This is a genomic window from Geobacter sp., from assembly GCF_030834625.1.
Taxonomy (GTDB): Bacteria; Desulfobacterota; Desulfuromonadia; order Geobacterales; family Geobacteraceae; genus Geobacter.
The window spans coordinates 20575-46104 of record NZ_JAUQXO010000036.1; the positions used below are offsets into that span (position 1 = coordinate 20575).

Annotated in this window: 27 protein-coding genes; 20 read left to right on the forward strand and 7 right to left on the reverse strand. The window is 57.4% G+C overall.

Going from position 1 to position 25530, the window contains the following annotated elements; all coding sequences use genetic code 11:
- The first annotated feature begins 36 nt into the window (after window positions 1-36).
- The 7 genes from ftsE (at window position 37) to RCH91_RS09865 (ending at window position 7890) form a co-directional block, all read left to right on the forward strand.
- Window positions 37-708, forward strand: coding sequence for a cell division ATP-binding protein FtsE (gene ftsE, locus RCH91_RS09835; protein WP_306534608.1), 672 nt, complete (start codon window positions 37-39; stop codon window positions 706-708).
- On the forward strand, window positions 695-1645 hold the full coding sequence (gene ftsX, locus RCH91_RS09840; protein ID WP_306534610.1) for a permease-like cell division protein FtsX: 951 nt from the start codon (window positions 695-697) through the stop codon (window positions 1643-1645). Before ftsE ends, ftsX begins: the two co-directional genes overlap by 14 nt.
- Window positions 1642-2826: a murein hydrolase activator EnvC gene (locus RCH91_RS09845; RefSeq protein ID WP_306534612.1), complete on the forward strand. Its 1185-nt coding sequence runs from the start codon at window positions 1642-1644 to the stop codon at window positions 2824-2826. The genes ftsX and RCH91_RS09845 overlap by 4 nt, the downstream gene beginning before the upstream one ends.
- Before the next feature lie 28 nt (window positions 2827-2854).
- Entirely contained in the window at window positions 2855-4186 is a 1332-nt protein-coding gene (locus tag RCH91_RS09850) for a S41 family peptidase (RefSeq protein WP_306534614.1), read from the forward strand.
- 159 nt (window positions 4187-4345) lie between these two features.
- Window positions 4346-4969 carry a DNA-binding protein gene (locus RCH91_RS09855; RefSeq protein ID WP_306534616.1) on the forward strand — a complete coding sequence of 208 codons (624 nt, stop codon included), beginning with the start codon at window positions 4346-4348 and terminating at the stop codon, window positions 4967-4969.
- A 382-nt stretch (window positions 4970-5351) separates the two neighbouring features.
- The gene (locus RCH91_RS09860; RefSeq protein ID WP_306534618.1) at window positions 5352-6788 is read left to right on the forward strand and encodes a hypothetical protein; all 1437 of its coding nucleotides are present in this window, start codon (window positions 5352-5354) and stop codon (window positions 6786-6788) included.
- A 199-nt stretch (window positions 6789-6987) separates the two neighbouring features.
- Window positions 6988-7890: a divergent polysaccharide deacetylase family protein gene (locus RCH91_RS09865; RefSeq protein WP_306534620.1), complete on the forward strand. Its 903-nt coding sequence runs from the start codon at window positions 6988-6990 to the stop codon at window positions 7888-7890.
- A 21-nt stretch (window positions 7891-7911) separates the two neighbouring features.
- Here the strand turns inward: RCH91_RS09865 and RCH91_RS09870 are convergent, their stop codons facing one another.
- Window positions 7912-9321: a ParA family protein gene (locus RCH91_RS09870; RefSeq protein WP_306534622.1), complete on the reverse strand. Its 1410-nt coding sequence runs from the start codon at window positions 9319-9321 to the stop codon at window positions 7912-7914.
- Window positions 9322-9416: 95 nt separating this feature from the next.
- On the opposite strand from RCH91_RS09870, the gene xseA reads away from it, so the two are divergent.
- Together xseA and RCH91_RS09880 are read left to right on the forward strand one after the other, a co-directional pair.
- Window positions 9417-10766 (forward strand): exodeoxyribonuclease VII large subunit, encoded by a 1350-nt coding sequence (gene xseA / locus RCH91_RS09875; RefSeq protein WP_306534624.1) that lies wholly within the window; start codon window positions 9417-9419, stop codon window positions 10764-10766.
- A 97-nt stretch (window positions 10767-10863) separates the two neighbouring features.
- Window positions 10864-11181, forward strand: a complete 318-nt coding sequence (locus tag RCH91_RS09880; RefSeq protein WP_306534626.1) for a zf-TFIIB domain-containing protein — start codon at window positions 10864-10866, stop codon at window positions 11179-11181.
- A gap of 79 nt (window positions 11182-11260) precedes the next feature.
- On the opposite strand, the gene RCH91_RS09885 is transcribed toward RCH91_RS09880, so the two are convergent.
- The 3 genes from RCH91_RS09885 to purM all read right to left on the reverse strand — a co-directional run bounded on the left by RCH91_RS09885 (window position 11261) and on the right by purM (window position 13313).
- Entirely contained in the window at window positions 11261-11533 is a 273-nt protein-coding gene (locus RCH91_RS09885; protein ID WP_306534628.1) for a cytochrome c7, read from the reverse strand.
- Window positions 11534-11631: 98 nt separating this feature from the next.
- On the reverse strand, window positions 11632-12252 hold the full coding sequence (purN, locus tag RCH91_RS09890) for a phosphoribosylglycinamide formyltransferase (RefSeq protein WP_306534630.1): 621 nt from the start codon (window positions 12250-12252) through the stop codon (window positions 11632-11634).
- A 14-nt stretch (window positions 12253-12266) separates the two neighbouring features.
- Window positions 12267-13313: a phosphoribosylformylglycinamidine cyclo-ligase gene (gene purM / locus RCH91_RS09895; protein WP_306534632.1), complete on the reverse strand. Its 1047-nt coding sequence runs from the start codon at window positions 13311-13313 to the stop codon at window positions 12267-12269.
- Window positions 13314-13447: 134 nt separating this feature from the next.
- On the opposite strand from purM, the gene rimI reads away from it, so the two are divergent.
- The 4 genes from rimI (at window position 13448) to RCH91_RS09915 (ending at window position 16774) form a co-directional block, all read left to right on the forward strand.
- Window positions 13448-13930, forward strand: a complete 483-nt coding sequence (gene rimI, locus RCH91_RS09900; RefSeq protein WP_306534634.1) for a ribosomal protein S18-alanine N-acetyltransferase — start codon at window positions 13448-13450, stop codon at window positions 13928-13930.
- Window positions 13920-14735, forward strand: coding sequence for a dihydroorotate dehydrogenase electron transfer subunit (locus RCH91_RS09905; RefSeq protein WP_306534636.1), 816 nt, complete (start codon window positions 13920-13922; stop codon window positions 14733-14735). The genes rimI and RCH91_RS09905 overlap by 11 nt, the downstream gene beginning before the upstream one ends.
- Before the next feature lie 10 nt (window positions 14736-14745).
- Window positions 14746-15663: a dihydroorotate dehydrogenase gene (locus RCH91_RS09910; RefSeq protein WP_306534638.1), complete on the forward strand. Its 918-nt coding sequence runs from the start codon at window positions 14746-14748 to the stop codon at window positions 15661-15663.
- 76 nt (window positions 15664-15739) lie between these two features.
- Window positions 15740-16774 (forward strand): KamA family radical SAM protein, encoded by a 1035-nt coding sequence (locus tag RCH91_RS09915; protein ID WP_306534640.1) that lies wholly within the window; start codon window positions 15740-15742, stop codon window positions 16772-16774.
- A 24-nt stretch (window positions 16775-16798) separates the two neighbouring features.
- On the opposite strand, the gene epmA is transcribed toward RCH91_RS09915, so the two are convergent.
- Complete coding sequence (gene epmA / locus RCH91_RS09920; protein WP_306534642.1) at window positions 16799-17722, reverse strand: EF-P lysine aminoacylase EpmA; 924 nt, start codon at window positions 17720-17722, stop codon at window positions 16799-16801.
- Window positions 17723-17727: 5 nt separating this feature from the next.
- Window positions 17728-18291 carry an elongation factor P gene (gene efp, locus RCH91_RS09925; RefSeq protein WP_306534644.1) on the reverse strand — a complete coding sequence of 188 codons (564 nt, stop codon included), beginning with the start codon at window positions 18289-18291 and terminating at the stop codon, window positions 17728-17730.
- Between the two features lie 188 nt (window positions 18292-18479).
- Between efp and RCH91_RS09930 the strand changes: the two genes are divergently transcribed.
- Entirely contained in the window at window positions 18480-19607 is a 1128-nt protein-coding gene (locus tag RCH91_RS09930) for a sorbosone dehydrogenase family protein (RefSeq protein ID WP_306534646.1), read from the forward strand.
- A gap of 57 nt (window positions 19608-19664) precedes the next feature.
- On the opposite strand, the gene infA is transcribed toward RCH91_RS09930, so the two are convergent.
- Window positions 19665-19883: a translation initiation factor IF-1 gene (gene infA / locus RCH91_RS09935; RefSeq protein ID WP_004512009.1), complete on the reverse strand. Its 219-nt coding sequence runs from the start codon at window positions 19881-19883 to the stop codon at window positions 19665-19667.
- Between the two features lie 295 nt (window positions 19884-20178).
- Here infA and RCH91_RS09940 point away from each other — a divergent pair, with 295 nt between their 5' ends.
- From RCH91_RS09940 to RCH91_RS09965, 6 genes are all read left to right on the forward strand, one after another.
- On the forward strand, window positions 20179-20577 hold the full coding sequence (locus RCH91_RS09940; protein ID WP_306534649.1) for a hypothetical protein: 399 nt from the start codon (window positions 20179-20181) through the stop codon (window positions 20575-20577).
- Entirely contained in the window at window positions 20570-21889 is a 1320-nt protein-coding gene (locus RCH91_RS09945) for a class I SAM-dependent RNA methyltransferase (RefSeq protein WP_306534651.1), read from the forward strand. Before RCH91_RS09940 ends, RCH91_RS09945 begins: the two co-directional genes overlap by 8 nt.
- Before the next feature lie 69 nt (window positions 21890-21958).
- Window positions 21959-22978 (forward strand): tetratricopeptide repeat protein, encoded by a 1020-nt coding sequence (locus RCH91_RS09950; RefSeq protein ID WP_306534653.1) that lies wholly within the window; start codon window positions 21959-21961, stop codon window positions 22976-22978.
- 110 nt (window positions 22979-23088) lie between these two features.
- A complete protein-coding gene (locus RCH91_RS09955; RefSeq protein WP_306534655.1) occupies window positions 23089-23370 on the forward strand; it encodes an HU family DNA-binding protein in 282 nt (93 codons plus the stop codon).
- A gap of 137 nt (window positions 23371-23507) precedes the next feature.
- A complete protein-coding gene (locus RCH91_RS09960; protein WP_306534657.1) occupies window positions 23508-25079 on the forward strand; it encodes an OmpA family protein in 1572 nt (523 codons plus the stop codon).
- On the forward strand, window positions 25079-25519 hold the full coding sequence (locus RCH91_RS09965; protein WP_306534659.1) for a hypothetical protein: 441 nt from the start codon (window positions 25079-25081) through the stop codon (window positions 25517-25519). Before RCH91_RS09960 ends, RCH91_RS09965 begins: the two co-directional genes overlap by 1 nt.
- The last annotated feature ends 11 nt before the right edge of the window (window positions 25520-25530 follow it).

A 25530-nucleotide genomic window follows, 5' to 3' on the forward strand; every position in this document is an offset into this window, starting at 1 on the left:
CCCGCCACGGAGGTTTTAAAGGGAAAAGAGGAGATGATGATTCAGTTTCACAACGTTTTCATGTCCTATCAGCGCGACGCGGCAGCACTGAACGATGTTACCCTCAAGGTCCCCAAAGGGGACTTTGTTTTTGTTACCGGCCCTTCCGGGGCAGGAAAGTCGACCCTGCTCAGGCTTGTCTATGCTGCGCTCACCCCTACCCGGGGGCAGGTGATCGTTGACGGGCAGAACATCACCCGACTCACGCGAACCCAGATTCCGCACCTTCGCCGCACCATCGGAGTTGTTTTCCAGGACTTCAAGCTACTGCCCAACAGAACCGTGTTGGAAAACGTAGCCATCACCCTAGAGGTGCTCGGATGGGGCAAGCGTGACATAGGCAAAAAGGTCTACCACATCCTGAAACAGTTGGGGATCGAGCACAAGATCAACGCCACCCCGCTGCGGCTCTCCGGTGGAGAGCAGCAGCGGGTTGCCCTGGCACGGGCGCTGGTGAACGAGCCGAAGATCCTCCTTGCCGACGAACCGACTGGTAACCTGGATGACGAGAACAAGGAGCAGATCCTTTCCATCTTCCGGGATGCGAACATCCGGGGGACCACGGTAGTGGTGGCGACCCACGACCGCCGGGTGATCGAGAATAGCCACAAGCGGGTAATTGTGTTGGACAAGGGCCGCGTTGCGGAGGATACCGATGTCCCGAAATAAGCCGTCGATTCGTCCCACCCTGTCCGGGGATGGCGTAGGGGGAAGGTTCCGATACTTCATTGCCAGGGCACTCCTCAATATCCGTCAGAACATTCTGGTGAACGTCCTCACCATCGGCACCATAACCCTGGCGCTTCTGATCGTCTCTCTCTTCCTTCTCGTTTTCGTGAATCTGGAGTCCACGGCGGACGAATGGAGCGGAAAGATCCAGGTGACTGCTTATTTCGACAAGGAACACACCCCCCAGGAACTTTCCTCCATCATGGCCAGGGTCAAGGCCATCGAAGGGACTGACAAGGTGGGGTACGTCGGCAAAGAGGAAGCCATGAAGCGCTTCCGCGCCCGTCTGAAGGGGCAGGAGACCCTTCTCGACGGCGTTCCGGCCGATGTGCTTCCCTCTTCCATCGAGATAACACTCAAGCGGAAGAGCCGTGAGGATGCTGCCATGGAGGCCTATGTTGCCCAACTCAAGAAGGTTCCTGGCATAGCGGAGGTCCAGTACGGCGAAGAATGGGTCAGGCGCTTTAATACGTTCATGAACTTTCTCCGCTTCGTAGGGGCGCTCCTTGGAGGATTTCTCCTTATGGCGGTGCTCTTCATTGTGTCAAATACCATCAAACTGACCATCTATGCCAGAAAAGAGGAGCTTGAGGTCATGGAGCTTGTGGGGGCCACCCGCTTTTTCATCAAGGCACCCTTCCTCATTGAAGGAATCATACAAGGAGCAGCCGGTGCCGTCCTGGCGCTTCTCATTCTCGTGGCAGCCTATTTCGGCTTTCTCCACAGCGCGACGAATTTCGTCAACTTTTCCTCTTCGGTAACGGGTCTCTCCTTCCTGCCTCCGGTATATATCGCCGGAATTTTAGCGGGAGGAGTAATCCTTGGCTTCCTCGGAAGTCTCACGTCCCTGAAGCGGTTCATCAACAGCCAGCAATGAAGCGGTTACTGTCAATATCTGTTCTTTTGCTGGTGCTCCTCGCGTCGGGAGCATCCGGTGCCGACGTGCGTGAGGAACTCCGAGGTGTCAAGAAGGAGATAAAGGAAAAGAAGCAACTTCTCAAAAAGACGGCCAAGGTGGAGCAAAAAGTCTCGGGAGAACTTCTTGTCATCGACAGGAGCCTCAAGGAAAAGGAGGCGCAGTTTGCCACTCTTGCCAGGGAGTTGCAGGGGGTGGAGCGCACCATCTCAAAGACCGAGAAGGAGATCGGTACGGTAAAGAATGAGGTTGAGCAGAAGAAGCACGAGATCGAGCGGCGCCTCGTTTCCGTCTACAAAGCCGGAGAGATCGGTAATCTGAGGGTTTTCTACTCTTCTGAGTCGTTTCCCCAGATGGTGGAGAACCTCCGGTACATGAGGTCGGTCATTGAGAACGACAGGAAACTCTTCGCCGACTACAACACAAAGATAGCCGAGCTTTCAAAGCTCAAGGCAACGCTTGAAAACGATGCCACGCGCAAGGAACGGCTTAAGGTTGGAATAGAGCAAAAGAAGCAGGAAATCGCAGGAGAAAAGAGCAAAAAAGCCGCTTATCTCGTCAAAGTACGGCAGGACAAGCAGGCCCACCTGGCATCGTTGCGTGAACTCCAGGCCAATGCCGGTAGGCTCCAGGCCATGGTACGAAAGCTTGAAGCCATGAGCAGAAAGAGCTATACTTCAACGAATAAAAAGACCCCGTCAAAGGGGATGCCGCCCGGGCTTCCGTCCGTTCCCAATACGGGTTTCGGCGCCCAGCGGGGAAGGCTGTCACTACCTGTCAGCGGTCAGGTTGTTAGTGGTTTCGGTCGCCACAAGCATCCGGAGTTCAATTCCTACACCGTCAGCAACGGCATTTCCATCGCTGCTCCGGCCGGCGCCGATATCAAGGCCGTCTACGAGGGGAAGGTCATTTTCGCAAACTACTTCAAAGGCTACGGCAACATGGTGATCGTTGACCATGGCGGCGGGTTCTTCAGTCTCTACGCCCACGCCTCTCGTATTACCAAGCGGGTTGGAGCTCAAGTGGCGCGAAATGAGTCTATCGCCAGTGTTGGAGACGTGGATTCACCACGGGGTGACATGCTCTACTTCGAAATCCGTTACCAGGGAAGGCCGGTTGATCCGGCATCGTGGTTCAGATAGGCTGCATTTAATCATCACGGGAGGCATGATGTTCGGAACCAGGAAAGGTAAAAAAATTGCGCTGTTCGCGGTGGCACTCTTCGTGGTGTCTGCCGTAGGTGGTCTGGTTGTTCAGAAGCGGTGCGCAGCAGAGGGTGGAAACGACTATGAATCCATCGAATTGTTTACCGATGTCCTCGCCATCGTGAAAAAGAGCTACGTTGAAGAGGTGGACACCAAGAAGCTCATTTATGGTGCCATCAACGGCATGCTGTCATCCCTTGACCCCCACAGTTCCTTCATGCCCCCTGACACATACAAGGAGATGAAGATCGACACCAAGGGTTCCTTTGGTGGGCTTGGTATTGAGATAACCATAAAAGACGGCATTCTTACGGTTATCTCGCCCATTGAGGATACCCCGGCATTCCGTGTCGGTATAAAGGCAGGTGACCAGATACTCAAGATCGACGACCGCTTCACCAAGGACATGAGCATCATGGATGCCGTCAAGCGGATGCGCGGCCCCAAGGGGAGCAAAGTCACCCTGACAATCGTGCGTGAGGGATTCGACAAGCCGAAGGACTTTACCCTTGAGCGAGCTATCATCCAGGTTAAGAGTGTCCGTTCGAAGACCCTCGATAATGGTTACGGTTATGTCAGAATTGCCCAGTTCCAGGAAAAAACCGATGACGACTTGGTAAAGGCTCTCAAGGCGCTGAAGGAAGAAAATGGTGGATCCTTGAAAGGGCTTGTCCTTGACCTCCGTAATGATCCCGGCGGACTTCTCGACCAGGCAGTCAAGGTCGCCGATCATTTCGTCGAAGAGGGGCTCATCGTCTACACCGAGGGTCGTGAAAAGGATTCCCGCATGCAGTTCAGCGCCCGGAAGGGGGGAACTGAGCCGAACTATCCGGTGGTCGTGCTCATCAACGGTGGCAGCGCGAGCGCATCCGAGATCGTGGCCGGTGCCCTTCAGGATCACAAGCGGGCGGTCGTCATGGGAACCCAAAGTTTTGGCAAGGGGTCCGTACAGACTATTATCCCCCTCTCGGACGACTCGGGGCTGCGTCTCACCACGGCACGCTACTATACACCGAACGGACGGTCGATCCAGGCCAAGGGAATCACGCCTGATATCGTTGTGGAACGTGCTGAAATCCAGCCTACCGAGAAGAAGGAAGGTCACATCAGAGAAAAGGATCTGGAAAACCACTTCGAGACCAGCGGGAAGGTAGAGGAAGACGATAAGAAGATCGAGAAAGAGAAGGCTCCACCCGTCAAGAGCGATGAGCAGTTGAAAGGGGATTACCAGGTTCTGCGGGCCCTTGATCTCCTCAAGGGTTGGGAGATCCTGAAGACAATTAATAAAACACAATAATAAGCGATACAGCACAAAAAAAGAGGGGAGTCGTTCTCCTCTTTTTTTGTGCATGTTGGTTCGTCTCTTGACTCCTTTTCTCTTTTGTAGTAAATAACGTGCGAATGTTCAAAAGCTAAATTTTGGTTAATAAAAATGCATACACACCCTACGGGAGCAATGGCTGACCAACGCTGTGGGAATTCCGAGCAAATCGGGATAAAGACCTTCGGCGGCCTTGCGTTTTTTTATAACAATTCCCCCCTAACTATCATGTGGGAAAGCCAGAAGGCGAGAATCCTTTTCTGCTACCTCCTCATTTCTTATGACCAGTGGCTCCATCGGGACAAACTTATTGAGATGTTGTGGCCCGGTTGCGACCCGATTTCTGGCGCCAAGAACTTCAAAACCACCTTGAGCAGACTTCGCAAATCGTTTACAGGCCCCCGGAGTATCAACCCCATCATAACCCTCGGGGAGGCAATTCGGCTCGATTTCAGCATTTTCTCCGCAGATTCAAGCCAGTTCAAATATTACGCCCAAACCGGCATAAAGATGCTGGCTCGCGGGGACATTTCGGCAGCCAGGAAATATCTTGAAGCTGCTCAGGATTTGTCCGCGGGGGTGTTTCTTCCTGAGGAGCCGTTTGATCACCTCATCTGCGCCGAGCGCACGGAGCTTGAGAGGCTCCATGGTTCGGTCCTCATATCCCTTGAAAAGGTTTACCATCTCGAAGGCAATAAGGACGCTGTAGAAGCCATTTCCCTCCTCAAGGCAGTTCACGCAACTAATCACGCCAGTTAAACAGGTAGAGACCTCCTGTCCTCCTTCAAGGTTGTGTCATATTTCCGCATGACTGCAGTTGCTCCTTTTGTCTGTCAGGGATGGAGGTTTTTTGGCATCGTACGTGCTTTCTTGTAGTAAGATTTTCTTCATTCACAAGGGTCAAGCCAGGCAGAAAGGTTGTGCCCTGCATGGCATTCTGAACTGCATCATTACTTGTTGCGTCAAAAAACGTTGTTCATCTAAGGATTTGTCCTATTTTCGGCACTGGTGGCGCCGTGGGACAAGATTCATAACCCATAGTTGTGTTTTTGTCGCGTTACTGCTGCTTGACGATGCCTTGCCCGGTTAGTTATCCTGGGTCCTTCCTGCTGAATGGAACTGTAGAACGGAGGCATGCCTAATGAGATTGAAAAGACTTTCCTTTCTCCTTTCAGGGGCACTGATGTTCATTTCTCCCCTTGTTTCCGATGTAGCCGCAGCCTGCCTTGGGCTGAACCTGGAGGATGTGGGCAGCGGAGGGTACAGGGTTGTTGCCCATGGCCTCATCAATGTTGGGGCAATTGACTTCACCCTTACCTATGACAAGGCTTCATTGTCTAATCCAAAGGTTGACAGGGGGGGGCTGGCTGACTGGCAGATCTTCCTGCCAAACATAATGGAGGCGTCCGGCAAGGTGCGGGTGGCAATGGTCAATGAGCCACCTGTTTCCGGGTCAGGCACCGTGGCAATCGTCACATTTACACCCACTGGCAAGTTGTGGGGGAGGCCAGTACTCACCTGTGAGTTGACCGGTCTCGACAGTTCGAATCAACCGAGCGACAGCCCGTTGACGAGCGCAACCGGTCAAGAGACGGACACAACCCCGCCGCCTGACACGACTCCGCCGTCTGACACGACTCCGGCGCCGAACACGACTCCGGCGCCGAACACGACTCTGCCGCCGAACACGACTCTGCCGCCTGACACGACCCCGCTGACGAGCACGACCGGTCAACAACCTGACACGACTCAGCAACCGGGCACAACCCAGCAATCACAACAGCCAATAGTGACAACTACTGTGCCTGGGACGATCAATCTGGGTGCTGTAGGATCGTTTGAGGTAACCGAGACGCCGGAACAGGCTATGCCCGTTGGCCAAGAGCCTGCCGCATCCCCCATGGGCGAGCAACCGATGGAGTGGCAACCGCCTCCTGGAACTGAAGAACCAGATGCTGACAAAGACGAGCCTTCACCGGGGCACGCGTCGCCAGCAACGGTGCTGCCGAGTACCGGCTCGATACAGGAACAAAAATACGTTGTCTATAAGGGAATCCTTCAACGATTCAAGGAGTATAGGGGTATCAGGACATCAAAGGCTCTTGTGGCTTTGTTCGACCAACCCGTTGCCGCTTCGATCAAACAGGAACCTCCCATTTGCATCACTGATGGCAAAAATACCGTGAAAGTCCTGATTGATCTGCCCGGAGACGGAAATCATGCGCCAAACTTTGCCTTGAGGGGGGCCAGTCTCAAGTCTCTGAAGAAACAGGGTGATAATCGCTGGGTGATAGAGGCCGTACCAGTGGTCGGAATAGTTGAGGCGACACTCACTATCGTCGAAGGAGAGAGGATGATTGACTCTCCTATTACCAGTGCCCCCCCAGCCGACATTGACGTCGATAAGAATGGAGTGGTGGATGATACTGATTTTTTCGTTTTCCTCTCCAAGCCTGGAACTGAAAAGGCTCCCGCCTTCGACCTCAATCGTGATGGTCGGCGGGATTATGTGGATGACTACATATATACCGCCAACTATCTGGTGTCTGGCGGGGCCAAGAAGGAAATGAAGAAGTAAAGCAGTTTTCCCAATTCTCTGTGCCACAAGAAAGCCCGCCCGCTCACGGCGGGCTTTCTTTTTTGGTTTTGAATGTCCGTTGCCCATCGCAACGGCGGTGTGCTATACAAACGGAGTTGGTATATCACTTCAAGGATTATCCGTGGCACGACATCGAAATGGCAAAATCAGGGTAAACAGAAAAAAGACAGGGCGGAACATGCGTCCGATTCTTGTTCTCATGGCTCTCGTAGCTTTTGTTGTTTTTTCGGTCCTCTTCATCGACGGTCTTCTGAAGGAGAAGCGGACCGAGAGAAGACCGGATTTGCCGAAAGTCACGGAACGGCATAAACTTCCGCTCCGGGAGTATAAGGAGAAGGAACAGGTTGTTCATGAAGACTATACAGCGACTGTTGTGCCATCACCGGTGGAGAGGCTTGCCCGTCCACGTCCCACAGGCCCCGGAAGTCTCGCCATCATCATTGACGACATGGGTAAGGGAATGCAGGAGGCCCGTTCGATTATCGACATCGGCGTCCCCGTGACATTTGCCATTATCCCGGGCCTTCCGAAGGTGCGCCAAGTAGCCCAGGAGGCCCAGCGTCGAGGGGTCGAAACGATCATCCATCTTCCAATGGAACCGAAGGGGTATCCGGAGCGCCGTCTTGAGGAGAACGGTCTTATTCTCGCCCAGAGCAACGAGGAGATCATTGCACGGGTGAACGGCTATCTCAGAGAGATTCCTCAGGCGGTGGGAGCAAACAACCATATGGGGTCCGCATTCACCGAAAGCAGGGATAAGATGGCGGTGGTACTGGGGGAGCTCAAGGAGAGGGGACTGTTTTTTGTCGACAGTAAGACTTCGGCGATATCAGTGGGAGAGTCGATGGCGCGTGAACTGGGTGTGAGGACTGCGTCAAGAGCCGTCTTTCTCGACAATATCCAAGATGTTGGATATATCTCGAAGCAGATCAGACAGGCAGCGGCCATTGCCCGCAAGCGGGGAAGCGCCATTGCCATCTGCCATCCCCATCCTGCCACTATCCAGGCCCTTGCAGCAGAACTGCCAAAACTGCGGGAAGAGGGTATTACGTTCGTTCCGGCGTCATCTCTGGTGCGCTAATGGAAGTTGGTTCGTAGTAGGTCAGGTCGGGCGGAGGACCTGCTGGGTAATCCTCTGCTTGAGGCGTGTGAGTCCCCGGTAATTTTCCTCCTGCAGGATCGCCTCGGGCTTTTCCTGGTGGACCGGGTGGACGAGCAGAAAGCTGTCGGGTGTTCCGTCCAGTCGACTGCCGAAAGTTTCAGCCATCAACGAGAACAACCTGCTTCTTTCCCGCCGCAGCATCCCCCCCTCGAATTCCCGCAGAGGATAGGTTTTTTTCAGATGGTGCACGCCGTCGAGGTCAAAACGGTGAAATTCGACCGTTGTGCCGCTGCCGTTGGACACCGGACGGAAGACGAACGTCGATTCCCGGGCCGCATCACGCATGATCAGGAGCGTGGGGTCGTCATCCGCCATATTCGTGTCCAGGTTGTACACGTTTGTCATAAGAAGTCGGAAGAAGCACTCTTCATCGAAAAAGCCGGCGGCACTGCCGTCTGAAACCTCGAAGTAAAAGGAGACTCTGTCCCCACCCTGGCCGGAGGCGGGCCGGCCGCAGAGAAGGCACTCCGACTTGAGCCCCGAGAGACGGGCGAAGAAGGACTCCTTCTTCCGCTCTTCCTCGGCCTGGAGCCACTGGTGGAAGAGGAGGGCGCGTGGTTCGGCGGTGCCGCGGTACTCTCCGATGATCGTTTGGGCAAGCTGGGCAAACTGGCCGTGGACCTCCGTCAACTTGGCATGGGTCAGAATCGGGTAGATCTTCCCGTCTGGGTTGGTGTTGAGGCTCTCCACCTTGGGGCTCTTGGAGATGTAGGTTTCGAAGCAGCGATAGCCCCGGTTGATGGCGTAGGCCTTCAGCAGCGTCTTCTGGTCGGCGAAGGGGCCGTCGAACTTGATCCGCTCATCGACGAGACAGGGGATGAGGGCAAGACTCTTGCGGTCGAGTCCCCGTTGGTCGAAGAGGGCGAAGATGTTGCGGCAGTTCTCAAGACTCGGCATGTCCTTCACCGGTATGATGGCCCGGTCGGCGGCAAAGAGGGCGTTCTGGGTCAGGATGTCCAGGTCGGGCCGGGTATCGATGACGACGATTCCCGGGATATGGGACAGGGCCAGGAGTCGCGCCAGCATCATCGGTGTTTTGACGATGTCTTTAAGGTCCGAAAGGTTAGATGATGAAGGGATATAGCCGATACCGTACTGGCCAGTGTGGATCAGGTCCCTCCCCGGAGTCTCCAGGAGAAGGTCGGCGACGGTGCCGGTCGTGCGCTGTCCCCTGATTTCGAACATCCGGTCGACGGTGAAGTGGTTGTCGAAGGAAAGGATGGAAACCGGCAGGTTTTCATCGAGCGCTTTCAGGTAGATGGCCAGGTTGGTTGCGAGGGTGGTCTTGCCGACGCCTCCCTTTTCCGAGGAGACGGTGATGACGTATGGGTAACTCTGCATGCCGACCATACTACACTGAGCACACGGGGACGGTCAACCGGTTTGACACGTCATCACCCCTGTGCTAGAACCACTGGAACCAACGGTATTTACGAGGAGTTTTCGTGGATCTTTTTCCGGAAAAACGGATTCTGACGGTTTCCCAGCTTACCTCGCTCGTGAGAGGTGTACTCGAAGAGAATTTCGAACACGTCTGGGTTGATGGTGAGGTTTCAAACCTGGCGATGCCTGCTTCAGGACATCTTTACTTCACGCTCAAGGATGCCGGCGCTCAACTTCGCTGCGTCATGTTTCGCGCGTCGGCCCGAGTCCTGAAATTCCACCCCCGTGATGGCATGGGGATGATCGTCCGGGGACGGATTACGGTCTATGAGCAGCGCGGAGATTACCAGCTTCTCGTCGAATACCTGGAACCGCGGGGAATCGGGGCACTGCAGCTCGCCTTCATCCAACTCAAGGAAAAATTGGCCAAGGAAGGGCTTTTCGCCGAGGAGCACAAGCGGTCGATCCCGTCCCTGCCGCAACGGATCGGGGTGGTGACGTCAGCCACCGGTGCGGCAATCCACGACATCCTCAATGTGCTCAACCGCCGCTTTGCCAACGTAGAGGTTCTGCTCAGACCGGTGAAGGTTCAGGGTGAAGGTGCGGCCGATGAGATTGCCGAAGCCATCAATGACTTCAACCGCTACGGCGCCGTTGACGTCATGATTGTCGGAAGGGGAGGGGGATCGCTGGAGGACCTGTGGGCCTTCAACGAGGAGAAGGTGGCCCGTGCAATCCACCGTTCACGTATTCCGGTCATTTCCGCGGTTGGGCACGAAGTTGATTTCACCATTACGGACTTCGTTGCCGACCTGCGGGCGCCGACTCCTTCGGCGGCGGCTGAACTGGTCGTGAAGAGCAAGGAGGAGTTGGCATCGCGGGTTGATTTCCTCAGTCATCGGTTTGTGCAGGGGATGCGGGGCATGCTGGCCGAGGCTGGTGGCGAGCTTGACGCTCTCAGCCGCGCTCTTCGCGAACCGACCATGCTCATTGGGCATCTGGCCCAGCGGGTGGATGATCTCTCGGCACGACTCGAACGTGCGTTTGCGGGAGTCGTGAAAGACCGTGTGGGAGCAGTGGAAGCGCTCAAGAATCACCTGAGACTCATGACCCCTGCCCTCAATGTGGAGCGAGCGCGGGAAAGGGTTATTACCTTGAGCGGCAGAGGTGAGATTGCCCTGCAGCGTCACCTGGACCGGTCACGGGAGTCCGCGGCTGTGCAGACGGCCCGGCTCGAAACCCTATCCCCCCTCGGCACTCTGGCACGGGGATACAGCGTGGCCTTCAAGCTTCCGGAACAGCAAGTGATCAGGTCGTCCCGCCAACTCAGCCCCGGAGACCGTATTTCGCTTCGCCTTCACCGCGGGAGCGCATGCTGCCGGGTAGAGTCATGTGAGGAGGAATCGTACTGAATCCCTCATTGGAGAATGTCCGGTGGTGCAGAGAATTTTTGGCAAGTCTGCTATACTTATTAAAAGAAAACTGATCTTTTCTGGGAGGTGTATTCTAATGAAGAACATATGGAAGGAGCGGGAGAAGGCCCTTGAGAATCAGTTCATCTACGAGCAGGAAAAGGAAAAAATCGGGAAAATGCGTACGGCGGAGCGAGAGCGCCAGATTCGGGAGCTCTGCCGGAACCGTTGCCCCAAGTGCGGCGAGGAGATTGAAGCGGTGACCTTTCGCGGCGTTCCCCTTGACCGGTGCCCCGGCTGTGGAGGTGTCTGGCTTGGCCCCAATGACCTCAAGATCCTCGCCATGAAGGACCACCGGAGCTGGTTCGAAAAGTGGTTCAAGGCAGAGAACGAATCTTCAGAGAGCGCAGCGTAAGGTTTGCGCGGTCTGGAACGAAAAAAGCCGATCCCCAAGAGGGTCGGCTTTTTTCGTTAAGCGTCATGCGATATTTCTGTTATTTTCTGTGACACAGACCGCACCGTGTCGGGCCCCTTCCCCTGACTTCATGGCATCCCTTGCAGGTCTTGTGAGCGTAATCCTTGCCAAAATTGGCTATTTTACCTGGGGTTTTGTCATGGCAGTTCTTGCAATCCTTGAGGAAGTCGGTGTGGCCTTTGTGATTGAACGTTACATTTCCGTTTTTTGACGGGAATATCATTGTGTCGGCTGCCATGGCAATCGGCGCACTGACCATGGTGGCAATCAGCAGGGGAATGATCCTTTTCATGACGAGGTTCCTTTTGGCGGTTATCATGAAGTCCTGCCTTGAGACGAACCCTGCGGAAGCACGGACAAGGGGTTCCTTGCATGTCTTGCCGATGGGGCTCAGGCTGTCGGCGCGATGACAACCCTTCTGCCGTCGACGGCAAGGCGTCCTGCGGCAAAGAGACTGACCGCTTCGGGATAGATACGGTGCTCTTCTTTCTGGATGCGGGCTGAAAGGGTTTCCTCGGTATCGTCGTCAAGAACCGGCACCACTGCCTGAATGATGATCGGTCCCGTATCGGTTCCCTCGTCGACAAAATGCACCGTGCACCCTGAGACTTTCACCCCGTACTGCAATGCTTGTTGTTGGGCATGGAGACCGGGAAAGGCAGGGAGAAGCGCCGGATGGATGTTCATGACCGCATGGGGGAACGCCCCGAGAAGGATCGGTGTGACAATCCGCATGAAGCCGGCCAGCACCACGAGGCCCACCCCGCGGGAACGGAGCAGTTCCACCAGGGCGGTGTCGTATGCCTCGCGGCCGGCGTGGGCACGGTGGTCAAGGACCTGGGTGGGTATGCCGTGACGTTTTGCCCGTTCGAGGGCGAAGACATCGGCCTTGTTGCTGATGATGCAGACTATCTGCGCCGGGAGGGCGCCCGCCTCGATCCGGTCGATGATGGCTTGGAGGTTTGATCCGTTTCCCGAGACGAGAACGCCAATTTTGAGTAGATCAGTCATGGTTGTCAGCCGATTCAGAGAAGTTCCACCGCTTCGGCGCCGGCCTCGCATTTAGCCACTTCACCGATGACGAAGGCCTTTTCCTGGAGTCCCGAGAGGCGAATGAGGATCTCGTCCACGTCCTTCTCGGGCACCGCCAGGACCATGCCGATGCCGCAGTTGAAGGTGCGATACATCTCTGTCCACTCCATGCTCCCCCCGCTCTGAAGGATGTGGAAGATCTCGGGCATGGTCCAGCTGTTACGCCTGATGACCGCTTTGCATCCCTTGGGGAGGACGCGGGGGACGTTTTCCAGGAGCCCGCCGCCAGTGATGTGGGCGATGCCGTTTACCCGGAAGTCGCGGAGAAGGTTAAGGACCGTCTTGACATAGATTCGGGTCGGGGTGAGCAGTTCATCGGCAACGCTCCGGTCGAGGCCGGGAAGCATGTCGTTGATGCCGAGTCCCAGGGTGTCGAAGATGATCTTGCGGGCCAGGGAGTAGCCGTTGCTGTGGAGGCCGCTGGAGGCGATGCCGATGAGGGTGTTGCCGACAGTGATGGACGAGCCGTCGATGATCTTGTCCCGGTCCACGACACCGACGGTGAATCCTGCCAGGTCGTACTCGCCGTCCTGATAAAAGCCGGGCATCTCGGCAGTCTCGCCGCCGATGAGAGCGCACCCAGCCTGGATACATCCTTCGGAGATTCCTTTGACGACGGCCGCTCCCCGTTCCGGGGAGAGGCTGCCGGTGGCAAAGTAGTCGAGGAAGAAGAGGGGTTCGGCTCCTTGGACGATGATATCGTTGACGCACATGGCAACAAGGTCGATTCCGACCGTGTCGTGGCGATCGGCCATCATGGCGATCTTGAGTTTCGTGCCAACTCCGTCGGTGCCGGAAACCAGGACAGGATTCTTGTACTTGTTGGTGTTCAACGAAAAGAGCCCGCCGAAGCCGCCTATATCGGAGATGACCTCCGGGCGCGACGTGGCCCTTACGAACGGTTTTATCATTTTTACAAATGTATTGCCGGCATCGATGTCAACGCCGGCATCTTTATAGGTAATTCCCTTAGTGCTCAAGACTTATCCTCCCGTGAAATGACGAAAAAATTTACCCCATGAACCGATAAAAGTCAAACCCTATCTGGCGGCCGTCAAGGCCCAAAAAATCATGTTTACAAGGGTGGTAACCTTCGCATAAGATGCGGTCGAAAATGGGCGTTCCGGATGCACTTACAATCCATCAGATGACCTCCGGCGACCTCGATGAGGTGACGGCGATTGAATCGACGTCGTTCCCGCGTCCCTGGACCAGAGAACATTTCATCGCCGAGCTAAAATCCCCCCGTTCATATCCCCTTGTGGCACGTACCGGTGATGGTTCCATGGCGGGCTACATATGCCCCACGCTCGTTCTCGACGAGGGGGAAATTCTGGACGTGGCGGTGCAACATGGTTGCCGCAGCAAGGGGGTCGGCGGAGTGCTTGTCCGCCGCGCCATCAGCGAGCTTGAGGCGCGAGGTGCCCGGGTTGTCTGTCTCGAAGTGCGTGTTTCGAATCTTCCCGCGTTGACCCTCTATCAGCGGTTGGGCTTCAGGGAAACCGGAAGACGCAAGAGATACTACGAGAACGGCGAAGATGCCATTCTGATGGAATACACGATCGACAACAGCGAGGACCGTGCCGATGCAGTTTAGAGCGACTATCATTTCCAACCAGGAAGTTTCTCCGGGCTACTTCCGGATGCGGATAACCGCTCCGCCCAAGTTGGCGGGAGCACAGCCGGGGCAGTTCGTCATGGTCCGGGTGCGTGATGCCATTGATCCGCTTCTGCGACGCCCCTTCGGCATCTTCGACGTGGGCACGGTGTTGTCCGAGTATCCCGGCTGCAGCTCCGCCACTTACCTTGAGTTGCTCTACAAGGTGGTGGGGAAGGGGACCGAAGCTCTTTCCACCTACCATCACGGTGACCACGTCGACATCATCGCACCCCTGGGCACTGGCTTCGACCTGGGCGCTCCGGAGGAGGAGAAGATCCTCGTGGGGGGCGGAATCGGGATCGCACCCCTTTATTATTTGGCCAAGTCCCTTGTGGAGCGCTCCCGGGTGCGGTTCTTTCTTGGCGGAAGAACCAGGGACGACATCCTCTGCGTGACCGAGTTCGAGCGGCTCGGAGTAGAAACTTACGTGGCCACGGACGATGGGACCCTCGGTGACCGGGGACTTGTGACCGAGGTCATGGAGCGGCATATCCGCGAAGACGGCCGGAAGAAGACCATTTACGCCTGCGGTCCCATGCCGATGCTGAAAGCAGTTGCTGAGATTGCCCGACAGACGGGTACCCACTGCCAGGTGTCGCTGGAGGCCTACATGGCCTGCGGCATGGGGGCGTGCCTCGGCTGCGTGGTGAAGGGGAAGGACCATGCGGACGAGACACCGGATTACCGGTGCGTCTGCAAGGACGGCCCGGTTTTCGCTTTTGATCAACTGATGTGGGTATAGTGGAGCACCAATGAACAGACCAGACCTGTCCGTAGAAATAGCGGGGATCAAGCTCAGAAACCCGGTCATGACCGCCTCGGGGACCTTCGGCTACGGCGAGGAATTCGCCGAATACGTGGATCTTGAGCAGATCGGCGCCATTATCACCAAAGGGCTCTCTCTGAAGCCCAAGGCTGGCAACCGTACACCCCGCATCCAGGAAACCACCGGCGGTATGCTGAATGCCATCGGTCTCCAGAATGTGGGGATCGACGCCTTCCTCGAGAAGAAGGTGCCGTTTCTCCGCACCGTAAGCACGCCGACCATCGTCAACTTCTTCGGCAACACCGTCGAGGAGTATGCCGAGCTGGCTGAGCGCCTGGACAAAATCCCCGAGGTGGCGGGAATGGAGATCAACATCTCCTGCCCCAACGTAAAGCACGGCGGCATCGTCTTCGGCACCGAGCCCAAGGCTGCCTACTCGGTGGTGAAAGCGGTTCGGGAGGCCACAATCAAGCCGGTGATCGTGAAGCTCTCCCCCAACGTCACCGACATCGTTGAAATGGCCTGGGCCTGCGCCGACGCCGAAGCGGACGCCCTGTCCCTCATCAATACCCTGACCGGCATGGCCATCGACCTGAAGACACGGCGGCCGATCCTGGCCAACGTGACCGGCGGCCTCTCGGGACCGGCCGTGAAGCCGGTGGCGCTCCGGATGGTCTGGCAGGTGGCGAAGGCGGTGAAGATTCCGGTGATCGGCATCGGCGGCATCATGACTGGCACCGACGCCCTGGAATTCATGCTCGCCGGCGCCACGGCCGTGCAGGTGGGAACCGCAAACTTTCTCGACCCGGCCGCGTCCGAGCGGATTGCCCGGGAGATGGAGCACTATCTTGTTGAGAGCGGGATCAGTGACGTCAAGGAGTTCATCGGCGCCCTTCAGGTGTGAGAACAGGCAGAGGTTGCAGTGATGCGAAGGCGGGGTTTTCCCCGCCTTTGTCCGTTTGTGGAAGGAGAGCAGGAAGATGGAAACATGGCGTCGGGTCATCGCCGACAGTATAACCACCCCCGAGGAGCTCGCGGAATGTCTGGACATTGGTCCGGGGCCGCTGGCTCCGCTGGTGCGGCGTTACCCCCTCCGGATCACCCGCCGCTACCTGGGGCTCATCGAGAAGCCGGGTGATCCGATCTGGCGCCAGTGCGTCCCTGATCCCCTTGAACTCCTGGACGACCAGTTTCCCGACCCCCTTGATGAGGAACGGCTCTCGCCGGTTCCCGGACTCATTCACCGCTACCCCGACCGGGCCGTCTGGCTCGTATCCAATGAGTGTGCCGTCTACTGCCGTTTCTGTATGCGAAAGCGTCGGGTGGGGTGTCCGCTGGCGGGGGGGGGCGAAGGTTTCTGGGACGATGTGCTCCGCTACATAAAAGAGACCTCGGCCATCCGGGACGTGATCCTGTCGGGGGGAGACCCGCTGCTGCTGGGTGACGAGCATTTAGAGTCAATTCTTGCAGGGCTTCGGGCCATTCCCCACGTGGAGATTATCCGGATCGGCACCCGTACCCCGGTGACCCTTCCGGAGCGGATCACGGCACGGCTCTGCCGGATGCTCAAGCGTTACCATCCCCTCTACGTCAACACCCATTTCAATCATCCGCGGGAGATTACCCCCGAAGCGATCAAGGCCTGTGCCCGGCTGGCAGATGCCGGCATTCCCCTTGGCAACCAGACGGTGCTCCTTGCCGGCGTAAACGACGATCCGGCGGTTATGACGCACCTCATGCAGCAGCTCCTCGCCATCCGGGTGAGGCCCTACTACATCCACCAGATGGATCTGGTGCAGGGGACGGGGCATTTCCGGACTAACGTGGAGACTGGGCTGGAGATCATTGGGGCGTTGCGGGGGCATACCTCGGGGATGGCTACGCCCTACTACGTGATCGACGCGCCCGGGGGGAAGGGAAAGATTCCGCTTCTTCCCGATGCCGTTGAGAAGTGGGGTGACACATGGCTCCTGCGGAGCTTCCGGGGGGAGATTGTCGAATACCGGGACCGGTGATGGGGTAGGGGAGGGGTAAGAAGGTTACAGTTCCTCCGGCGTGAACGCCACCACCTCGTCGATGGAGGCCGCATCAAGCAGTACCATCACAAGTCGGTCAACGCCGAGGGCGATGCCGGCCGAGGGGGGCATTTCGGCGAGTTCGGCAAGGAAATTCTCGGGGAGGGGGATGGTGATCTGCCCCCGGAAGGCGCGGAATGCGGCTTCGCTTTCGAAACGGGTGCGTTGCTCCACCGGGTCGGTCAGTTCCGAAAAGGCATTGGCCAATTCAACGCCGCCGATATAGAGTTCGAACCGTTCGGCAACCGTCGGATCGTCCGGCTTCAACCGTGCCAGGGCACCGCGGCAGGCCGGGTAGTCATGGATGAACGTGGGGCGACCGTTGCCGAGACGGGGCTCGATCCGCTCGACCATGACCTCGTCGAAAACATCCCGTTCCAGCGCCTCTTCCATGGTCATTCCACCGTGCTTCACAAATGCGTCCCGCACCGTGGTCCGCTCCCATGGGGCGGCACTATCAATAGTCCCTCCCCGAAACGCAAGCTTTCCACCAAATCCCATCCCTTCTACCACCGATCGGACGAGTCGCTCGCACTCGTCCATGAGCCCAGCGTAGTCGGTTCCTGCCCGGTACCACTCCAGCATGGTGAATTCGGGGATATGCATCCTTCCCCGCTCGCCGGCGCGCCAACAATGGCAGATCTGGAAGAGCCGGCCATAGCCCGCCGCCAGCATGCGCTTCATGCAGATCTCGGGTGAGGTCTGGAGAAACCAGCCGTCCGCCGGAACCGGGTCGATGTGGGATTCTGGCGCAGGAGCGGGAATGCGAAGGGGGGTCTCCACTTCGAGATACCCCCCTTCGATAAAAAAGCGCCTGATTTCCTGGATGATGCGGGCCCGTGCCCCGAGCGCCTCACGGCGACGGGCAAGGCCCCAGTTGACTGTCATCGGCTCTAGCCCCTGACCCTCGTGGAGTAATCGCCGGTTCGGGTGTCGACCACGATCATTTCTCCTTCCTCGATGAAGGGGGGGACACGGAGCACGTAACCGGTTTCGAGGGTAGCGGGCTTGGAGTCGCTGCCGGAGGTGTCACCCTTGACCCACGGATCGGTCTGCACAACGCGAAGGTTGACGAAGTTGGGGAGGGTTACGCCGATGGCCTTCTCGCCGAAAATCAGTACGTCGACGGGCAGGTTGTCGATCATGAAGTTCTTTGAGTCACCAACGGCCTCTTCGCTCATCTGCACCTGCTCGAAGGTCTGGTTGTCCATGAAGGTGTAGTGGTTGTCCTCTTTGTAGAGGTACTGCATCTGCCGCTCTTCCAGCGCTGCCGGTTCGAAGGTCTCGCCGGAGCGGTAGGTGCGGTCGAGGATGCCCCCGGTGATCATGTTCCGCATCTTGGTGCGGTAGAGGGCCTGCCCCTTGCCCGGTTTGGAGAACTCGAAAGCGATGACCAAATAGGGATCACCGTCGAGGGTAATCTTCAGCCCTTTCTTTAAGTCAGCAACAGAGTACATACGTGATCCCCTTTTTCCTTGGTGGTGATAAGTTGTAAAAACGTTATTTTTTACACCATAATTCATCGTTTGTTAAGCAAAAAATGGTATGGCAGCCGTATATCGGTCGAGACGACCCACACTGGACAGTTCGGCCGATTACCGTAGACTTTGTTCTGATGGAGATGAATTCTCCCAATGGAGGGGGCATGGAACGTCAGGGATGGTTATTACGGGGTGCCGCGGGGGCACTGCTCTTCGTCCTGCTCCTGGCATGGACGCCGGTGTCGGCGGAGAGGATCCCGCTGGAGGACATCAAACTTCCGCCAGGCTTCAGAATATCTGTTTACGCGGACAATATTGCCGGTGCCCGCTCCCTGGCCCTGGGCGCGAAAGGGACACTCTTCGTGGGGACCCGCGACAAAGGTGTGGTTTACGCGGTGGTGGACCGCACGGGTGACGGTCGTTCCGACGAAGTGATTACCATCGCCCGAGGCCTCAATATGCCCAACGGCGTGGCGTTCCGCAACGGTTCGCTCTACGTGGCCGAGGTCAACCGGGTGCTCCGCTTCGACCGGATTGAAGAGCAACTCCGGAATCCACCAAGGCCAGTGGTGGTGAACGACTCGTTTCCAAAGGATAAGCACCATGGCTGGAAGTTCATCCGCTTCGGCCCCGACGGGCTTCTTTATGTTCCCGTTGGTGCACCGTGCAATGTCTGTGAGGAGAAGGATCCTCGCTACGCGACTATCATGCGGATGCGTCCCGATGGCACAGGACTCGAGATCTTCGCCGCAGGAGTGCGTAATACGGTTGGTTTTGACTGGCATCCGGAGACGCGGGAACTCTGGTTCACCGACAACGGACGGGACTGGATGGGGGATGACCGTCCCCCCGACGAATTGAACCATGCACCCCGTGCGGGCCTTCACTTTGGATTTCCCTTCCGTCACGGAGCGAATATCATCGATCCGGGCTTCGGGAAGAAGGGGAAAGGAAAGACTTTTGTGCCGCCGGAGATAGAGCTTGGCCCCCATGTGGCGTCCCTCGGGATGAGGTTCTACACGGGAAGCATGTTCCCGGCCGAGTATCGGGGGCAGATCTTCATCGCCGAGCACGGTTCCTGGAACCGGAGTGAGCCCCTTGGTTACCGCTTGACGCTCGTACGCCTTCGTGGAGGTAAGGCGGTTTCCTATGAAGTGTTCGCCGAGGGCTGGATCAGGGACGGGAGAGCATGGGGGCGTCCCGTGGACGTTCTGGTGATGCCTGACGGCGCACTCCTTGTCTCCGACGACAAGGCGGGAGCCATCTACCGGATAAGTTACGGCAGGAAATGAGAGGGGTGACTCCGCGGGGGAGATGTTGGCACTCCCCTGCAGGAGACGGAGATGGGGTTACTTGGCGCGGTAGGTGATGCGGCCCCGGCTGAGATCGTAGGGGGAAAGTTCCACGGTGACTTTGTCTCCAGGAAGAATCTTGATGAAGTACTTACGCATCTTGCCGGAGATGTGGGCGAGCACCACATGACCGTTTTCCAGTTCTACCCTGAACATGGCGTTGGGGAGGGGTTCGATGACCGTACCTTCAACTTCTATGGCTTCTTCTTTACTCATGGGTTATTCAGCGCTCCTTGGTACAGGTGATGGATTATCATAAAACTCAGTTAACTTACTCGCTATCCGGGGAAAATGCAAGCCGTTTTCCGTGCGTTTCCCGGCCCCATTCCTTCGATGTTGCGGCATCACGGCAATATCGAGGGAATAAATGGCCGGCAGGATTGTCCTGCCTGGGTCACCGATGGTGACGAGATGGTGGCTGGATAGGTGACAAACGCCTTTACTTCGGAACGAAAAGCGTAGTATGTAACGTTTTTTACCACTATCGACTCCAAAGAAGGTTTGACGCGGAATGATAAGTATCATCAGGGAGATGACCCTCGAAAACGGTCTGGTTGTCCGTTTTTTTGACCACACCCGCCAGTATTACGGCGACTTCTACCTCGTGAAGATCGAAATTTCATGCGAAGTTCCCCTCTGCCCCGATAGCTTCGACGAACCGGGCGACCTGGAAGACGCCCGTCGTCTCGTGGGAGATCCGGCGGTCTACAGCCGAACCGTGGAGCAGATGGGGGTCCCCTCCACCGCCATCGGCACCGTAGCTGAACGTCTCATGGGCAATTTCATCACTCACTCGCTTCCTTACTTCTCGGCCCCCAGTTTTCCCGGCCGTTTCCTGCGGACTGAACTCGCCCGGGCTCGGAAGAAACAACTCCATTCTTGCCGGGTAATGGCATACCATCATGACTGAGACCGTCGTCCGGATCGAATCCCTGGCCTTCGGGGGCGCCGGTTTCGGTCGCGTCGAGGGGAAGGCCTGCTTCGTGCCGTTCACGGCGCCGGGGGACGTGGCTCGAATCCGGGTCACCCTGGCAAAGCCTTCCTACCTGGAAGGGGAGCTCAGGGAGCTCATTGAGGCATCTCCACGCCGGGTAGCGCCGCCATGTCCGGTCTTTGGCACGTGCGGCGGCTGCACGTGGCAGCATCTTTCCTATGCTGATCAGCTTGAGGCGAAGGAGCGGATTGTTGCCGACACCCTGTGGCGTTTCGGCCGGGTTGAGCCGGAGAAGGTCGGCAGGGCCGTTGCCGCCGCCGAACCCTACGGCTACCGTTCCCGGGTCCAGTTCAAGGTGCGATGGATCGCCGGGAAGCTCCAGATGGGGTTCTACCGCCGGGGTTCCCACTACGTTGTGGATATCCCGGGTGGTTGTGCCATCTGTCACCCGGCCCTCAACCGGGTACTGGCGGAAATTCGCCATGTTGTCGGTCATTTTGCCGAGCCGGATCGCATCCCTCAGGTTGATGCAGCCGTGGGAGACGGCGGGGCGACAGTGGCCGTTGTGCATTACATCGGCGATGACCGGGAGGGTGCGCGTGCCTACTTCGCAGGGTGTCGCAGTGACCTTTCCGCGGTGGAGGGCCTCCATCTCCAGTTCGGCCGCAAGGAGAGCATCGAACCGGTATGGGGTGTCGATGGGCTCACCTATGGTTTTCCCGCTGGTTTTCTGCCGGACCTTCCCGAAATGTCCCTTGGCTTCAGCAGGGGCGGGTTTTCCCAGGTCAATTACCACCAGAACCGGGAACTCTTGAGGACGGTTTACCGGATGGCAGCCTTGACGGGCGCTGAGCGACTTCTGGATCTGTTCTGCGGCAATGGCAATTTCTCCATACCCTTGGCCAGGTATGCCGCGGGGGTCGTGGGGGTTGAGGAGTACGCCCCCTCCCTTGAGGACGCACGACGCAACGTACTGACCAACGGTGCCGGAGAAATTGAGTTCATCCGTGCCGATGCAGCCACGGGGGGGCGGCATCTCGCTTCCCGGGGTGACGGTTTTCCGGTTGTCATCCTCGACCCGCCGCGCACCGGTGCCAAGGAAGCGGTTGCAGAGATAGCCTCCCTCAGGCCGGAGCGGATCGTCTATGTATCCTGCGATCCGGCAACCCTTGGCAGGGATCTCGGAATCTTCCGCAAGGACGGTTACACCGTTCGCGAATGTATCCCCATCGACATGTTTCCCCAGACCTTCCATATCGAAAGCGTCACGTTGCTGCAAAAAGTCTGATTGTATTTGGCATTATCATTCAAATCCCCCCGGAATTTCACACTTCATCGGATACAGAGGAGGTTAACCATGTTTTTCACGAAACTGTTCCGCAAGGATGCCGCAACCTGTCTGGAAAAAGGTGAGAAGTTCCTTGCTGCCGGCCGTTTTGCCGAGGCGAGGAGCACCCTTGAGGATGCACTGGAACGACTTGATGCCAACGTTCCCGAGAATGCGGCAACGGTTGCCGCCATCAAAGAGAAAATGGTGCTGGCAGGAAATCGACTCGCCGAGATGAACCTGGTGGAGGCCGGCCATTGCCTGAAGATGGGTGAAACTGCCAAGGCCAGTGAGCATCTGAATTTGTCCCTGGAACTGGCAGAAGACGTAACTATCCGGGAAAAGACGGAAAAACTTCTGGCTTCCCTGGACAGTGAAACTGAACCCGTGCATCACCATGACAAAGGGGGGCACTGCGGCGGCTGCGGAGGCTCAGCGTCTCAACATTCCGAAATGATTTACCTTGACGATGATGGACTGAGTGATGCGGACCGGTTCGAGCTTCTCATTCGCCCGTTGCCGGGAGATTTGCCCGAGAGGTACGCCGGGTTGGGAGAGGAATTTGCACAGGGTTATTTAGCGGCCCATGAAGGTGACCAGGCAACTGCCGGTACGATATACGAGCGACTGCTGGCTGCCGGGGAGAGTGACATCCTCCTCTATGAATTGGCCCTTTTTGCGCACCATGGTGGAGACGGCCGCCGCTGTGAGACCCTGTTGCGGCGGGCACTTGCTTTGAACGACGCCAATCCCCTCTGCAATCTCAGCCTTGTGCAGCTGCTGACTGAAAACGGTCGCTTTGACGAGGCTGTACCGCTTCTGGAGCGGATGGTGGTGCACGGCATTCTGCCCGACCAAGCCGGGATGTTCCTGGGTGAAATCCATCGGGTGCGGGGAGAGAACGAGAAGGCCATCGACCAGTTTTCACAGCTGCTCTCCACGCCGGTCAAGCGGGAGGCGGCCGAGAGGCTGGTGGCACTTCTTGAGTCAAGCGGGCGGTCCCAAGAGGCGGCTTTTGTCGCCAAGCAGTATCTCAAGGGATGCTGCTAAAGATTCTTGGCGAATTTACTAAAGTTTTCGAGCCTGCCAGCCGATTAGTTTTCATGAGAGACTCGCGTCTCTGCAATTCTTTCTCGATACCTAACTGGGAGGAGGTTGTAATGAACAAGTCGGAACTGATTGAGACACTGGCGGCAGAGAAGGGGCTCACCTACAAGAAGGCGGAGGAGATTGTCACCATCGTCTTCGATGCCATGACCGACGCCATGGTGCGGAGCGAGCGGATCGAGATCCGCGGGTTTGGCAGCTTTGTTGTCAAGGACTACAAAGCCTACACGGGCAGAAATCCCAAAACGGGCGAACCAATCGAGGTGAAGCCGAAGAAGCTTCCGTTTTTCAAGGTTGGCAAGGAGCTCAAGGAGCGGGTCGATAACGGTGAATAACGGAAGGGGCGCCTGCCCCCTTACCCCGTAGTATCACGTACTGTCGGAAAGCCAGCACCCAGTGACAAAAATTTGTCTCTGATCCGGAACTCGATGCCATCGCCGGTCTCCCTTGGCAAGTCAGGCGCTAACACTTCATGCTAAGACTCGGTGTATTTCTCATAACCTCTGTCGTTTTCGCTGCAACGGCCTTTGCCAATCCGGCCATGAACGGCGCAACGGGGCTCATCACGGTGCCTTCGGCAGACACGCTCGATGCGGGGAATATCTGCGTGGGAGCCTGGGGAATCAGTGCCGCGAAGGATGGGGACAACGCCCTGACCATTCCCGTTGCACTCACCCTCGGCATTGGTACGTTCTGGGAACTCTACGGGTCCTACCCGAATCTCCTCTTCAACGGCGACGAAGAGAAGACGGGGAAGGGATACGCTGAAATGGGTTCGAAGTTGAGGATCATCGGCAAGCGGAGTTCACCCTTCAAAGTGGCAGCTGACCTCTTTGTCCAGCGCCAGATAGCCGAGGACACGGATGTTGACGGAACCACCAGCAGCGGGGGGCGCATCATCGCATCCTACGCGACGGACCGGTTCGGGGTTCATGCCTATTCCGGATATCTGCTGGCGGGGTCGCCCAAGGGGAAAGACTTCGACAACGAGATACTCTACGGTTTGGGAGGCGAGTATTCCCCCGCACTCCGCATGAGAGTCACCGGCGAACTCACCGGGAACACGAGTCGCGATCCATCTCTTGGTGACTCTCTCGAAGGGCTGATCGGTTTCCAGTACTACCTCTCCCCCCATCTTACCCTCAACCTGGCCGGCGGCGTCGGCCTTGCCGACGGCAGTCCCGACTGGCGGGGGATTGTTGGCCTCACGGCATGCCAGGGAGTCGGCAGCTACGTCAAACCGGTGCCGCGTCTCGGGCAGGGGCTGGACCCCCTTGAGGAGCAGAAAAAGAAAGAGCCGGTCAAGATCCGCAAGATCATCCCGATTTCCCCCCTTCTTGTAAGTTCCCTGGCTCCCCAGGCGCCGGTCAGCAAGCTCGAGGTCTCGGTGGAGCCAGACAAGGAAGAGATCACCATCAAGCCCTACGGCCAGGTGACCATTGCGGCCCAACCCGCCGCCGCCAAGGTTGTCTCTCCCACAACCCATGAAGAGGTCTCCCTGACCCAGAGCGGCGAAGAGGTGCGGCTCGCCTCCCGGGTGTCCGGAGCACTGGAAAACTCGGCCCTTGAATATACCCTCAGCCGCATCGACGGAGTCACCCCCCTTTACAGCGTCGATGTGAAGGGGCAAAGCATCAAGATTGCATCGGCCAGCGACGAGGATATCCCCGAGAGCATGAAGGTCTATCGCAAGTTCCGCTTTCCGGACGTCACCTTCGACTTCGACCAGTGGAGCCTGTCGGCGGAAGGGAGGAAGTCCATCTCCGAAGTGGCCGAGCTGATCCGCAAGGACACGAAGTGGGTCTATCTCCGGGTCGACGGCCATACCGACAATGTCGGCTCCGCCAGCTACAACATGGATCTTTCCCTCAAACGGGCCATCTCGGTGGCCAGTTACCTCATCGCCCGCGAGGGGATCGACCCGGCCAAGGTCTTCATCAAGGGGCTCGGCAAGTCGAAGGCGCTGGCTGACAATGTCACTGCCGACGGAAGAAAACTGAACCGCCGGTGCGAGATTCTTTTCCTCGTCTCAAAGGAAAGCTGATGAAAACGGCATCCATCTTCCTGGTGCTCGCATCGCTGATCGTTACTCCCCAGGGTGGACTTGCGCAGGGTTCACCGTCGGCAGGTGAAGAGATTGGCGCGGTGCGCCTGCGGGGCACTGCCTCCTGTCTCGACACAACGGTTAGGCGCGCGCTCGACTCTCTCGTGCCCAGGCTGGCGGCTCTTGAGTCCGGGCGCATCGTAAAGGTCGAGGCGTGCGCCAGCTTGGGAGAAGGCCGGGAGGAGCGGGTCAGAAATTCGTTGTTGCTGGCCCTTGAGGCCCAGCGGTATCTCCGGACAAAACTGAACCCCAGGCTCAACCTGTTCATTGCCGCCGTCCCCGGTGGCGAGGCGGAGGAGGGGGCCTTAATCCGTGTGGTCACGTTTCCTGATTCCTTCGCTGCGGTTCATGTCTCAACGGTGGGAGAGCGGCAGCAATAACCGGGAGATTC

Coding starts and splice junctions, on each gene's coding strand:
- ftsE (WP_306534608.1), top strand. CDS start 37: ATGATTCAGTTTCACAACGTTTTCATGTCCTATCAGCGCGACGCGGCA.
- ftsX (WP_306534610.1), top strand. CDS start 695: ATGTCCCGAAATAAGCCGTCGATTCGTCCCACCCTGTCCGGGGATGGC.
- RCH91_RS09845 (WP_306534612.1), top strand. CDS start 1,642: ATGAAGCGGTTACTGTCAATATCTGTTCTTTTGCTGGTGCTCCTCGCG.
- RCH91_RS09850 (WP_306534614.1), top strand. CDS start 2,855: ATGTTCGGAACCAGGAAAGGTAAAAAAATTGCGCTGTTCGCGGTGGCA.
- RCH91_RS09855 (WP_306534616.1), top strand. CDS start 4,346: ATGGCTGACCAACGCTGTGGGAATTCCGAGCAAATCGGGATAAAGACC.
- RCH91_RS09860 (WP_306534618.1), top strand. CDS start 5,352: ATGAGATTGAAAAGACTTTCCTTTCTCCTTTCAGGGGCACTGATGTTC.
- RCH91_RS09865 (WP_306534620.1), top strand. CDS start 6,988: ATGCGTCCGATTCTTGTTCTCATGGCTCTCGTAGCTTTTGTTGTTTTT.
- RCH91_RS09870 (WP_306534622.1), bottom strand. CDS start 9,321: ATGGTCGGCATGCAGAGTTACCCATACGTCATCACCGTCTCCTCGGAA.
- RCH91_RS09880 (WP_306534626.1), top strand. CDS start 10,864: ATGAAGAACATATGGAAGGAGCGGGAGAAGGCCCTTGAGAATCAGTTC.
- RCH91_RS09885 (WP_306534628.1), bottom strand. CDS start 11,533: ATGAAAAGGATCATTCCCCTGCTGATTGCCACCATGGTCAGTGCGCCG.
- purN (WP_306534630.1), bottom strand. CDS start 12,252: ATGACTGATCTACTCAAAATTGGCGTTCTCGTCTCGGGAAACGGATCA.
- rimI (WP_306534634.1), top strand. CDS start 13,448: ATGGGCGTTCCGGATGCACTTACAATCCATCAGATGACCTCCGGCGAC.
- RCH91_RS09905 (WP_306534636.1), top strand. CDS start 13,920: ATGCAGTTTAGAGCGACTATCATTTCCAACCAGGAAGTTTCTCCGGGC.
- RCH91_RS09910 (WP_306534638.1), top strand. CDS start 14,746: ATGAACAGACCAGACCTGTCCGTAGAAATAGCGGGGATCAAGCTCAGA.
- RCH91_RS09915 (WP_306534640.1), top strand. CDS start 15,740: ATGGAAACATGGCGTCGGGTCATCGCCGACAGTATAACCACCCCCGAG.
- epmA (WP_306534642.1), bottom strand. CDS start 17,722: ATGACAGTCAACTGGGGCCTTGCCCGTCGCCGTGAGGCGCTCGGGGCA.
- efp (WP_306534644.1), bottom strand. CDS start 18,291: ATGTACTCTGTTGCTGACTTAAAGAAAGGGCTGAAGATTACCCTCGAC.
- RCH91_RS09930 (WP_306534646.1), top strand. CDS start 18,480: ATGGAACGTCAGGGATGGTTATTACGGGGTGCCGCGGGGGCACTGCTC.
- infA (WP_004512009.1), bottom strand. CDS start 19,883: ATGAGTAAAGAAGAAGCCATAGAAGTTGAAGGTACGGTCATCGAACCC.
- RCH91_RS09940 (WP_306534649.1), top strand. CDS start 20,179: ATGATAAGTATCATCAGGGAGATGACCCTCGAAAACGGTCTGGTTGTC.
- RCH91_RS09945 (WP_306534651.1), top strand. CDS start 20,570: ATGACTGAGACCGTCGTCCGGATCGAATCCCTGGCCTTCGGGGGCGCC.
- RCH91_RS09950 (WP_306534653.1), top strand. CDS start 21,959: ATGTTTTTCACGAAACTGTTCCGCAAGGATGCCGCAACCTGTCTGGAA.
- RCH91_RS09955 (WP_306534655.1), top strand. CDS start 23,089: ATGAACAAGTCGGAACTGATTGAGACACTGGCGGCAGAGAAGGGGCTC.
- RCH91_RS09960 (WP_306534657.1), top strand. CDS start 23,508: ATGCTAAGACTCGGTGTATTTCTCATAACCTCTGTCGTTTTCGCTGCA.
- RCH91_RS09965 (WP_306534659.1), top strand. CDS start 25,079: ATGAAAACGGCATCCATCTTCCTGGTGCTCGCATCGCTGATCGTTACT.